At 61.7% G+C, this 12543-nt stretch carries 9 protein-coding genes; 6 read left to right on the top strand and 3 right to left on the bottom strand.

The window, feature by feature from the left end; translation table 11 throughout:
• The first annotated feature begins 51 nt into the window (after positions 1 to 51).
• From P9239_RS20345 to P9239_RS20320, 6 genes are all read left to right on the top strand, one after another.
• A complete protein-coding gene (locus tag P9239_RS20345) occupies positions 52 to 1272 on the top strand; it encodes an aminotransferase class V-fold PLP-dependent enzyme (RefSeq protein WP_309754256.1) in 1221 nt (406 codons plus the stop codon).
• Positions 1269 to 2060 (top strand): 2-keto-4-pentenoate hydratase, encoded by a 792-nt coding sequence (locus tag P9239_RS20340; RefSeq protein WP_309754254.1) that lies wholly within the window; start codon positions 1269 to 1271, stop codon positions 2058 to 2060. The genes P9239_RS20345 and P9239_RS20340 overlap by 4 nt, the downstream gene beginning before the upstream one ends.
• 74 nt (positions 2061 to 2134) lie before the next feature.
• A complete protein-coding gene (locus P9239_RS20335) occupies positions 2135 to 5176 on the top strand; it encodes an FAD-binding and (Fe-S)-binding domain-containing protein (RefSeq protein WP_309754253.1) in 3042 nt (1013 codons plus the stop codon).
• Between the two features lie 260 nt (positions 5177 to 5436).
• Positions 5437 to 6726: an MFS transporter gene (locus P9239_RS20330; protein WP_309754251.1), complete on the top strand. Its 1290-nt coding sequence runs from the start codon at positions 5437 to 5439 to the stop codon at positions 6724 to 6726.
• A 70-nt stretch (positions 6727 to 6796) separates the two neighbouring features.
• Complete coding sequence (locus tag P9239_RS20325) at positions 6797 to 7579, top strand: enoyl-CoA hydratase-related protein (RefSeq protein WP_309754249.1); 783 nt, start codon at positions 6797 to 6799, stop codon at positions 7577 to 7579.
• 78 nt (positions 7580 to 7657) lie between these two features.
• On the top strand, positions 7658 to 8845 hold the full coding sequence (locus P9239_RS20320) for a CoA transferase (RefSeq protein WP_309755496.1): 1188 nt from the start codon (positions 7658 to 7660) through the stop codon (positions 8843 to 8845).
• 300 nt (positions 8846 to 9145) lie between these two features.
• Here the strand turns inward: P9239_RS20320 and P9239_RS20315 are convergent, their stop codons facing one another.
• From P9239_RS20315 to P9239_RS20305, 3 genes are all read right to left on the bottom strand, one after another.
• Complete coding sequence (locus P9239_RS20315) at positions 9146 to 10219, bottom strand: FUSC family protein (protein ID WP_309754248.1); 1074 nt, start codon at positions 10217 to 10219, stop codon at positions 9146 to 9148.
• 10 nt (positions 10220 to 10229) lie between these two features.
• Positions 10230 to 10781, bottom strand: a complete 552-nt coding sequence (locus P9239_RS20310; RefSeq protein ID WP_309754246.1) for a LysE family transporter — start codon at positions 10779 to 10781, stop codon at positions 10230 to 10232.
• Between the two features lie 61 nt (positions 10782 to 10842).
• Entirely contained in the window at positions 10843 to 12342 is a 1500-nt protein-coding gene (locus tag P9239_RS20305; protein WP_309754244.1) for a diguanylate cyclase, read from the bottom strand.
• Between the last annotated feature and the right edge of the window lie 201 nt (positions 12343 to 12543).

Below are 12543 nucleotides of genomic sequence, written 5' to 3'. Positions count from 1 at the left end.
CTGCGTTAGAGTATTTTGCATTCAAAATTCAATTTCAAAGGACGCGCTCTCATGCTGAAGCTCGACTTCCACCCCGCTGGCCGTCACTTTTTGCAGATCCCGGGACCGAGCCCGGTACCCGATCGCATCCTGCGTGCAATGAGTTATCCGACCATCGACCACCGGGGCCCGGAGTTCGGAGCGCTAGGCCTGAAGGTGCTCGACGGCGTCAAGCGCATCTTCAAAACGACGCAACCCGTCGTCATTTATCCGGCATCGGGAACGGGGGCGTGGGAAGCGGCGCTTTCGAACACGCTGAGTCCGGGAGATGCCGTCCTCATGTACGAGACCGGCCACTTTGCAACGTTATGGAGAAAGATGGCCGAGAACCTCGGCCTCAAGCCCGAGTTTCTCGGCTTGCCCGGTATCGAAGGGTGGCGTCGCGGGGTGCAGCCGGACATGATCGAAAAGCGTCTCTGCGAAGACACGCAGCATGCGATCAAGGCGGTCTGCGTCGTGCATAACGAGACGTCGACCGGCGTGACGTCGGACATCGCGGCGGTGCGCCGTGCAATCGATGCGGCGGATCATCCCGCGCTGCTGCTCGTCGATACCATCTCGGGCCTCGCATCCGCCGACTACCGCCACGACGAGTGGGGCGTGGACGTCACGGTTTCCGGTTCACAGAAGGGATTGATGCTGCCGCCGGGCATCAGCTTCAACGCGGTCTCGCAGAAAGCGATCGATGCGTCGAAGAAGGCGAAATTGCCGCGCGCGTTCTGGGACTGGAGCGAGATCATCGAGATGAACAAGCAGGGTTACTGGCCGTACACGCCGAACACGAACCTGCTGTACGGCCTTCTCGAAGCACTCGACATGATTCTGGGCGAAGGTCTCGACAACGTCTTCGCGCGCCATCAGCGCCTTGCCGCTGCGTGCCGCTCGGCCGTCACTGCTTGGGGACTCGAGATTCAGTGCGCCGATCCCGCCGTGTACTCGCCTGTGCTAACGGGCGTGATGATGCCCGAAGGCGTCGATGCGGATGCCGTCCGCAAGCTCATCTATGAACACTTCGACATGTCGCTGGGCACGGGCCTCGGCAAGCTGAAGGATCGCATGTTCCGCATCGGGCACCTGGGCGATTGCAACGATCTCACGCTCATGGCAGCGCTCACGGGCTGCGAGATGGGGCTGAAGCTCGCGGGCATTGCGCTCGAGAGCAGCGGCGTCGCGGCGGCGATGGACTATCTGACGAGCCACGTCGCAAAGCCCGATCTGAAGGTGGCCGCGTGAGCGCCGGGTTCGACGCTGCCTCGACCGCTCGGCTCTTCTTGCAGGCGAAGGCGCATCGCGCGAAGCTCGATACCTTGCCGGAGAGCGCCCGGCCTTCCAACGCGGACGAAGCCTACGCTGTGCAAGAGGCGACGTTGCGCGCGCTTGCGGCGAGCGCCGCCGTTGCCAAGGATGCTCGCGGGATCGGCGGCTGGAAGGTCGGCGCGAAGTCAGCGGACGGTCCTATCCAGGGTGCGCTCCTGCCGGCCGACGGCGTGCATCGATCTGGCGCGCGTCTTTCGATGCAGGCGTTCGGGAAAGCCGCGTTAGAACTGGAAGTAGCGTTCACGTTCAACCGCCGCTTCGAGGCCGGCCGCGGCCCCTACGGCGACGCGGAAGTCATGGCGGCGGTCGATTGCATTCATTCGGCAATCGAAGTGGTCGCGAGCCGCTTCGCTGCGTGGCCGGATGTCGACAAACTCTGGCAGCTGGCCGATTTGCAGAACCACGGCGCGCTGGTTGTCGGTGAAGGTGTGCCGTACGACGAGGCGTTCGCCTTCATATCGCCCAAGATGACCTTCACCTATGACGGCCTGCCGCTCTTCGACGCCACGCCCGCCAATCCCGCAGGCGACCCGCGCCGGTTGCTGGCGTGGACGATCAACCACGCGGTATCGCGTGGACTTGCGGTCGAGAGAGGCACGGTCATTACAGCGGGTTCGTACACCGGCATGGCGTTTCCCGACAAGCCTGGCACCGCGCTCGGCGCAATCGACGGTCTTCCTCCGGTTCAGTTGCATTTTGAATGAAGCATTAGGCATTCGGCATTAAGCATTCGGCATTAGGCATTCAATAGACCACGGCCTTCCTATCGACACTGACGATGCTCAACTCAGCCACCGACCGTCTAGTCAAGCCGATCCACCTGATGCCCGCTTCGGCGCGGGCGCGTCTCGCCGCGACGCCCACACCTTTGCAGGCACGCTTGCAGCGCGAGTTGAAGGGCGACGTGCTGTTCGACCGCGCCTCGCGCGGGCGCTATGCAACGGATGCATCCATCTACCAGATCATGCCCGTTGGCGTCGTCGTGCCGCGAGATCAGGACGACCTCAGGCTGGCGCTCGACATAGCGCGGGCGCAAGGCGCGAGCATTCTGGCGCGCGGTGCCGGAACGAGTCAATGCGGTCAGACGGTGGGCGAGGCGCTCGTCATCGACACGACGAAGTGGCTCAACAATATCGTCGATTTCGACAAAGACGCCCGCACGGTGACCGTCGAGCCGGGCGTCGTGCTCGATCATCTGAACGCCTGGCTCAAGCCGCATGGCCTTTGGTTTCCCGTGGATGTCTCGACAAGCGCGCAATGCTCGATAGGGGGCATGGCCGGCAACAACTCGTGCGGCTCGCGCTCGATGGAATACGGCATCATGGTGCACAACGTCGAGGCCATCGACGCCATCCTCGCCGACGGCCATGAGGCGCGATTCAGCAAGTTGTCCGCCATGCAACTCGATGCACGTATGCGCGATCTCGTCGACGGCGTGCGCGGCATCGCCATGCGCGAACGCGATGAACTGCGCGAGCGCGTGCCTAAGGTGTTGCGTCGCGTGGCAGGCTACAACCTCGACCTCTTTGATTGCCAGAGCCCGCTGCCCTTCAGCGACGAAGAGCCCAACCTCGCGCACTTGCTGGTCGGTTCCGAAGGCACGCTTGCGTTCAGCCGTCAATTGACGCTGAAGCTCTCACCGCTGCCTGCGCATAAGACGCTTGGCGTCGTGAACTTCCCGAGCTTCTACGACGCGATGGACATGACGCAGCACATCGTGAAGCTCGGGCCAGTGGCCGTCGAACTGGTTGACCGCACGATGATCGACCTCGCGATGTCCAACCCGTCGTTTCGTCCGGTCATCGAGAAGGCTTTGGTCGGAAATCCCGAAGCGGTCTTGCTCGTGGAGTTCGCGGGCGCGGAACGCGACACGCAGTTGATGAAACTCGCGCAACTCGTCGAGTTGATGGGCGACCTGGGCCTGCCCGAATCGGTCGTGAAAATGCCTGAGCCCGGTCCGCAAAAGGCACTGTGGGAAGTACGCAAGGCAGGGCTGAACATCATGATGAGCATGAAGGGCGACGGCAAGCCGGTGTCTTTCATCGAAGATTGCGCGGTACCGCTCGAGCATCTCGCGCAATACACGGGCCGTCTGACCGAAGTCTTCAGAAAGCACGGCACGGAGGGCACGTGGTATGCCCATGCAAGCGTCGGTACGTTGCACGTGAGACCTATTCTAGATATGCGACGCGACGGTGCAAACAAGATGCGCGCCATCGCGGAAGAGGCCGCTGCAATGGTGCGCGAATACAAGGGCGCCTATTCGGGCGAACATGGCGATGGTCTTTGCCGCGGCGAATGGGTTGCTTGGCAATATGGTCCACGCATCAATGAAGCATTTCGCGACATCAAGCGGCTCTTCGATCCGGACAACCGCATGAGTCCGGACCGCATCGTCGCGCCGCCTCAGATGGACGATGCCGCGCTCTTTCGGTTTCCGCCGTCTTATCGCGAGCGTGCTTTTGAGCCGAAGCTCGACTGGTCCGCATGGAACGTGACGCGCGATCCTTCGACAGGCGAAGAAGGCGTGGCGGGTTCAGGCGGCGATCTTACGGGCGGGCTCGCGAAAGCCGTCGAGATGTGTAATAACAATGGCCACTGCCGCAAGTTCGATGCGGGGACTATGTGTCCGAGCTATCGCATCACGAAGGACGAGCAGCATCTGACGCGAGGCCGTGCCAACACGCTGCGTCTTGCTCTTTCTGGCCAGCTCGGTGACGACGGACAAGGGCTCGCGAGTCAGGACGTGAAGGACGTACTTGACCTGTGCGTGTCCTGCAAGGGATGCAAGCGCGACTGTCCGACCGGCGTCGATATGGCGCGCATGAAGATCGAAGCGCGTTCGGCATGGACCGCGCGTTATGGTCTGCGCATGCGTGAGCGACTGATTGCATTTCTGCCGCGCTATGCGCCTTTTGCGAGCCGCATGCCGTTGCTCGTCAGCGCCTTCGAAACGAATATGCCGCGCACGGCCCGTTGGCTCAAGGCGAAGCTCGGACTCGCGCCACAACGCGCGTTCCCGCGAATCAAACGGCCTTTTCTAAGCGAACCATCAAGCAGCCCGCGTGCATCCGCAACGAAAGAAGTACTGCTCTTCGTCGATACGTTCAACAACTACATCGAGCCGGAAAACGCCCGCGCGGCGCAGCGCGTGTTGCAAGCGGCCGGTTACACGGTGCATCTCAACACGAAGACGGGCGAGCGACCGCTTTGTTGCGGCAGAACGTTTCTCGCGGCCGGACTCGTTGACGAAGCGAAAGCGGAAGCACGCCGCACACTCGATACGCTGTTGCCGTATGTGGATCGCGGCGTCGCCATTGTCGGGCTGGAGCCTTCTTGCCTGCTGTCTCTGCGCGACGAATTTCTCGGCTATGGATATGGCGACGCCGCCCTTAAGGCATCCGAACTATCCTTTCTGTTCGAGGAATTCTTGGTACGCGAACGTTCTGCAGGCCGCTTCGATCTTGCACTGAAGCCGATCGACAAGCCGAACGCGCTGCTGCACGGCCATTGTCATCAGAAGGCTTTCGATGCCGTGCGACCCATCGAAACAGTGCTTGGATGGATTCCAGATCTGGAAGTGAGGACGATCGAGTCGTCGTGCTGCGGCATGGCCGGCAGTTTCGGCTACGAAGCCGAGCATTACGAGGCATCGCAAGCCATGGCGGAGCTTTCGCTTCTGCCCGCGGTGCGCAAGGCAAGGGACGCAGATGACGCCATCATCGTGGCGGACGGCACGAGTTGTCGGCATCAGATCGCGGACGGGGCCCAGACGGAAGCATGGCATGTGGCGCGCGTTCTCGAACGTGCGCTTGCCTGAAGTGTAAGAGTTGCAGCACTTGTTCATCGACATGACAACAGCGGACACTGACGATCCGCGACAGGAGACGACGCCATGACATCCTCGCGCAAACCACCTAGTCGCTGCCTACGCCGGCGCACGCATTAGACGCACAGACGGCCATCCGCTATTGGCGGCCGTCACGCACCAGTGTTATCAGACGCACGAGCACGCTGTTCCGTATGGCGTGACCAGGCACATCCGTGCCGGGTGCACCCACGCGACCAATCAAGGAGACGATGATGTTCCGTCGAGCCACGACGCGCGTTTTGCTGCTGCTATGCGCGATGTATTTCATTACCTATATCGACCGCGTCAACGTCAGTACCGCCGCGAGCCAGTTCGGCGCGGAACTCGGTCTGTCGCACACCCAGGTCGGCTTCGTGTTCTCCGCGTTTGCGTACCCTTATCTGGTGTTTCAAATTATCGGAGGATGGGTAGGCGACCGCTTCGGCCCGCGTCGCACACTCGCGGCATGCGCGATCATCTGGGCCGGCGCGACCGTGCTGACGGGCATGGCGGGCGGCTTCTTCTCGCTGATCGTCGCACGCGTTTTGCTCGGCCTGGGCGAGGGCGCGACCTTCCCGACGGCGACGCGCGCAATGTCGAACTGGATGCCGGCCGACCAACGGGGCTTTGCACAAGGTATTACGCATGCAGCATCCCGCATCGGAAATGCAGTCGCACCGCCGCTGATCGTGTGGCTGATGATCGCGACGAGCTGGCGCGGTGCGTTCATCATCACCGGGATTATCAGCTTCGCATGGGCGCTCGCATGGGTGTTCTACTTCCGCGACAATCCGCGCGATCATCCAAGCATTACCGAAGGTGAGTGCCAGACGCTGGCTCACTATTCCGGCGTGAAGGAACGAAAAGCCGTACCGTGGCGCACCTTATTCGGTCGCATGGCTCCGGTGACCGCAGTGTACTTTTGCTACGGCTGGGTTCTGTGGTTGTTCCTCGGCTGGATTCCGCAGTACTTCCTGCACAACTATCACATGCAACTCGGGAAGTCGGCGCTGTTCGCTTCCGGCGTGTTCTTCGCCGGCGTACTTGGGGACTGGCTCGGCGGTTCTCTGACAGACCGGATTCTGCGCAAGAGCGGTAACGTGAGACTGGCACGCAACACGATGGTCGGCATATGCATGCTCCTGACGCTGTTGTCGCTCGCGCCGATCATGCTGGTCTCGAATCTTTCGATCACGCTTGTCGCGCTGTGCCTCTCGGCTGGCTTCTTCTTCAACGAGATGACGATCGGGCCGATGTGGTCAGTGCCGATGGACATTGCGCCGAAGCATTCGGGCACTGCCGCCGGCATTATGAATTCAGGCTCGGCCCTCGCGGCGATCATCAGCCCTGTCGTCGGCGGATGGCTCATCGACCGCACCGGCAACTGGAATCTTCCGTTCACGGTATCGATGATCTTGATGGCAGCCGGGATCATTCTTTCGTTCACGATGCGCCCTGACCGCACGCTCGAAGTCGAGGAAGAGAAGGCCGAGACGACGCATGCGAGCAAGTTCGTGTGAATCGCCGGGCAGTCGTTCCGGGGCTTCATCCTCGGATCGAACTGCATTCAAAATTCAATGAGGAGGCGAAGTGGCTGAACCATCCATCGTGACCGAGCGTGAAGGCGACATCGCGACCGTCATCATCGACCGGCCCGATAAGCTCAACGCGATGACGAAGCAGTTGTGGCAGTCGCTCGGGCAGACCATCGAGACGCTATCCGCGGAAGACGCGCTGCGCTGCATTGTCTTGCGCGGCGCCGGTGAGAAGGCGTTCTCGCCCGGCAACGACATCGGTGAATTCCGCACTGACCGCTCCAACGTCGAACAGGCGCGTGCGTACGGCGCGATCATGCATCGCACCCTCGCGGCGTTGAAAAACTGCCGTCACCCGCTGATTGCGATGATTCACGGAATCTGCGTTGGCGGTGGGCTCGAGATCGCGGCGATGTGCGATCTGCGCATCTGCGGCGAGTCGAGCCGCTTTGGCGTGCCGATCAAGAACCTCGGTCTCGTTATGGCACATGCCGAGATGGAAGGACTCGTGCAGCTCGTGGGGCCCGCGGTCGCGCTGGAGATACTGCTCGAAGGGCAAGTGTTCGACGCGAACGAGGCGCTCGCGAAAGGGCTGGTCACGCGCATCGTCCCGGATAGCGAAGTGACGCCGCACACCTATGAGACGGCGCGTCGCATTGCGGATGGTGCGCCGCTCGTCGCGCGCTGGCATAAAAAATTCATCCGCCGCGTGATGGACCCGACGCCGCTCGCTGACGACGAGCGCGACGAAGGATTCGCCTGCTTCGGCACGGTCGACTTCCGTACGGGATACGAGGCGTTCCTGAGCAAGATCAAACCTGAATTCAAGGGGCGTTGAATGGCATACGAAATTCCATCGGGCGCATCTGCGGCGGCGGCTGCATCGCGGAAGGAAGGCGAGGGGCCGTTAGCGGGCATGCGTGTGATCGAACTCGCGCACATCATGTCGGGACCGATTTGCGGGATGATGCTCGCGGACATGGGTGCGGAGGTCATCAAGGTCGAAAAGATTCCGAACGGTGACGATTGCAGGCGCTTCGCGCCGATCCTGGAAAGCGGTGAATCCGCATCGTTCATGATCGTGAACCGCAACAAGCGCGGCATCGCGCTTAACCTCAAGACCGATGGCGGTAAAGATGTACTCAGGACGATGCTGGCTAGTGCCGACGTCGTCACTGAAAACTATCGGCGCGGCACGATGGAAAAACTCGGCATGGGTTATGACACTCTGCGAGCCGTGAATCCCGGCCTCATTTACTGTGCGATCTCCGGCTATGGGCGCAGCGGACCGATGGCGGATAAAGGCGGATTCGATCTCATCGCACAGGGCATGAGCGGTTTGATGAGCATGACGGGCGAGCCGGGACAGGCGCCGATCAAGGCAGGGTCGCCCGTCACGGACATCAACGCGGGCATTCTCGCGGCTTTGGGCATTAGCGCAGCGTATGCAAGACGGCAGATCACGGGCGTGGGCCAGATGGTCGACACATCGCTCTTCGAAGCGGGACTGCAACAAATGTACTGGGCGTTCGCGAACTACTTCGCTGACGGAACAGTACTGCCGAAAGCGGGCTCGGCCAACCCGACGAGCGCGCCATATCAGGCGTTTCGCACGCGCGACGGCTGGGTGAATATCGGCGCTGCAAATCAGAGCAACTACGCGCGATTAGTCGGAGTACTGAATATACCGGGACTAGCCGATGATCAGCGTTTTCAGACCAACGCCGGACGCCTGAAGCATCGCGAGGCCCTTGTCGATATTCTCACTGCTCGCCTCATCGAACGGACGACGGACGAGTGGCTGGCCGCATTCGACGAGATTGGCTTGCCGAGCGGACCCGTGCTCGGCGTTCCGGAGGCCTCAGCGCACGAACAAGCCTTGGCGCGGGGAATGATCGTGGAGACGGAGCACCCGCTTGCGGGCCGCGTGCGCGGCATTGGCTTGCCTATCCACTTTTCCGATTCTGTCGCTCAGTCGTCGCGTCCCGCACCGCTCCTTGGACAGCATACGTCCGATGTCCTGCGGGAATATGGCTTCGACGATGCGCGCATTCAGGCGCTCAAGAATGAAGGCGCAATTCTGGAGTGTGAAGTGACGGCATGAGGCATCGGTAGGCTGATTGTGCATGCGGCATGTTGTATGCCGCATGCCGCGGATGAGTCGTCGTGAGCGTGACGCGCGCGTCGCCCAGCTCGAGGCCGTCGTGACGCTCGTTCCCCCGTGCGCTGCCAGGCGCTGGAGGCACTGGTCGCCCCGACGATATTCGGCCGGTTACAGTGCCGCATTGGCGGCAAGCCAAGTCGTCGCTTTGCGGTTGCATGCAAAAAACCCGTCGAGCGCGAGCACGGTGATTACCAGGCGTTCAATGGCAACAAAGCGCATCGGTACGCTACGGACGCCGCCTCAAGGCGAGTTGGCTTCTCTGCTCGGATAGATCGCGGCAATCAGCGCATCGAGGTCCGTCACGATGAGACCGATGACGAAATGAGCGACATCCTGCCCTTCACGGTTCGAACTGTCGGAGTCCAGCGCGGCCTTCAATTGGCGCACGCACTCGCGCGCACGTTCGAGCTTCGGATGGTCTTCAAGTGTGCCGGAGAGCGCGTCGGTCAATGCTTCGAATGGTGCCTGCAACGCGCGGCCCATCTCCCGATTTCGCATTTTGCATGCATCCGACTGCCCGTCCGAGACTGCCTTTCCGAGAAATAGCGCATCACTGTGAAGGCGACGCAGAAACGGCGCAGCCTTGTCTATGGCATCCGGACGGTGACTCTGTAGGGGAACGATGATGTGCTCGCGCTCGGCTTCCTGAAGCGCGTCTTCGAGTGCTTGCTGCGCTTGCGAACTGCGTGCTTCGAGGCGGGCAGCCCTACCGTCATCCGCCTCTCCCGAAAGCTGGATGACGATCAACTCGCGCAAGCATTCGAGCGTATCGGCGACGCATCGGTGTGCCGTCCGGAGCGCGCGATTGGGCCAGATCGCCGCGACGATGAAAGCCGAAGCCGCGCCAATGAGGATCTCCAGCACGCGGTGCAACGGCCGCTGGAACGGCGGTCCGCCGCCCGCCGGTATCAGGACGACGATCACGAGCGTCACGCACGCTAGGCGCAGCGCAGGGCGCTTCGCAGTCAGCACAGCGAGCGGTATCAAGGCGACCGCGAAGACGGCGAGCGGTGAAGCGCCGTGCTGGATGGCCGTCACGCCGAGCATGCCGGCCACACCGCCGATGCATGCGCCGGTGATCTGGTCGCGGGCGGTGCCCAAAGCTTGCGTCAGACTCGGCTGAGTGACGACGACCAGCGTCGTAATCAGTGCCCAATAACCCTCCGGAAGTGCGGCAAGGCGGGCCCCTCCATAACTGATCGCACATGCAACGAGTGTACGTACTAAACGGCGGCCTTCGGGCACACCGAACGACAACCAGGCGTGCATAGCTCGTTGTTTTGCATTCTTTATCGTTCGATCGGTATCTTGCATGCAAACCTGCTCAAATGCCGCCTTCGCCGGCCGCAATGATGAGCCGTAGCCCCAGAGCGCCCACCAAGGTGGCCGCGATGCGGTCGATCCATGTCCTCGCTCGTAAATACAGCTCTCGCGGCCTACGACTGGAGAAGCACATTGCGACGACCATGTACCAGCCGAACTCGACGACGAATACCAGCGAAGGCAGCACCAGGTAGCACCAGAGCGGCGGATGAAGCGGCAGAAGCGCCGCGAGAATGCTGCCGTACCAGATTGCTGTCTTAGGGTTGCTGAGTTGGGTGCTCAATCCGAGCCAAAAGGAGCGTCCCGCGCTGGTCGCTCCTCTTACGCCTACGGTGCTGACTGACAGCGGCTGCGAGGCTCCGCGCCATATACGCAGCGCGATGTAGACAAGATAGACGCCGCCTGCGATCTTCAACCCGACATAGAGCCATTCAACCGCGAACAGCAGTGTGTATAGGCCCCCTAGCGCGACCATGACGAAGCTCGGCCCCGGGATCATCGCGCCGAGGAGAATCGCAAGCAGGATCGTCGATACGGCCGCTGAAGGTGTCATTGACGCGCTCCTTAGTATGCAAAATGCCAACTTGCGCGGCCTGAATTGCGTTTCCGCGACCTTACGCGTTGCCGCTTGCCATGCTGTTTTCGTGAACCGCACGATTGCGCCCGGCGCCTTTCGCACGGTAGAGCGCCGCATCGGCGCTGTTGAGCAACTTGAGCGCGTCGTCGCCCTGTCGCGGCTGAACCGTCGCACAGCCGATGCTGATCGTCAGCACGCCTTTGTGGGATCTGCTATTCGGGATGGCGAGCGCCTCGATGCTCGCGCGAAGGCGCTCGGCGAAGATGACGGCTGCACTTGCCGGCGTGCCCGGAAGCACGATCACGAATTCCTCACCGCCGTAACGCGCGACGATGTCACCAGGTCGCTGGACTGCATTCTGCATGCAATCGGCGACGGCGACGAGTGCATCGTCGCCCATCGCGTGGCCGTAGGTGTCGTTATAGAACTTGAAGTGGTCGACGTCGACGAAGAGCGCGGAAATCGGATCGTCGGCACGACGTGCGCGCCGCCATTCTTCGGCGAGACGTCGATCGAGAGCGCGGCGATTGCTCAGGCCCGTCAGCGAGTCCGTGCCGGCAAGGCGCTGCAGTTTTTCGTGGGCGATAGCGCGTGAACGCAGCGAAATTGCGAGCAGCCATGATATGGCGATGAAGCCGCCGCCGAACATGAGCGTGAGACCACCGATGACCGTGCTGCGTTCGCGCCATCCTGCGAGCACGTCGTCTTCAGCCGGCGCGACGGCGGCAATCAGATTCGTTCCCGGCACGCGCACGAACGTGTACAGGCGGCGCACGCCATCGAGCGGTGAGGTCGATATGTACGACCCGGAGCGTTCATCTTTCATCGCGGTGAAGGTCGGTGAAACGGATACATTGCTTGTGCTGTCGCGCGGCAGCGGCGGTTTGCGGGCGAGCATGAGACCGTCGCGCTGCACGATGAATACAGATCCAGAGCGGCCCACGTTCACTCGCGACAGCAGTGAATCGAAGTAGCTCACGTTCATGGCGATTACCGCGACACCCGCGAACGAGCCGTTGGGCGCGTTGATGCGCCGGCTCAATGCAAGCGAGCGCTGGCCGTTGCGCAACCGAGAGCGGTACGGCCCGGATATGTACAGGCCGACGTCCGGCCGCTCGGCGTGGACCTGGAAGTAATCGCGATCGCTGAAGAGGAGGTCGGTATGGCCCGACGGGTCGCGTTCATCGACGATATGCCCCTTCGCATCCATCACGAACACGCCGCCGATGTAGCTCACGGCGGTGGCGCCGTCGAAAAGAACCAGCCTGCGCAGTTCGGGCGACAGGCCGGTTACAGTTGGATTTTGCATACCGCTGACAATCGTGCGCAATGACAGATCGCTCGATTCGATATTGCGTGCAATATCCGCACTGAGTGTGCCGACTACATTCGCCGATGCCTCGTGCGCGTTCTGCAATGCCTGCGCGCGTCCCTGCCACAAAGCGGCGAACGACAGCACCGCCATGGAAAGCGCCACGGCCGTGCCAAGCGCGCCCGCTAGCAGCGGAAAGCGCGAGAAGATCTCGGCTACCCGCATCCATGCATGGTTATTGCGGCGAAAGATCCGCCGCCGCACGGCTCGGCCGCTCTGGCGTACGGCTTGAAATCTACGGCGCATTCATCTCTCCGTGACGCGAGCGTGGCTTCGATCGATCCTCGGCGCGCTATCGTAGGCTTTCCAGATATTCGGCTCCGCACTCGTACGTTGTCCGGTCACTGTCGAACCGGGGCATCCTCG

Origin of the sequence: Caballeronia sp. LZ062 (genome assembly GCF_031450785.1) — a bacterium.
GTDB lineage: Bacteria > Pseudomonadota > Gammaproteobacteria > Burkholderiales > Burkholderiaceae > Caballeronia.
The sequence above is the reverse complement of the archived record's forward strand: the minus strand, read 5'-3'. Positions and strand labels throughout refer to the sequence as shown.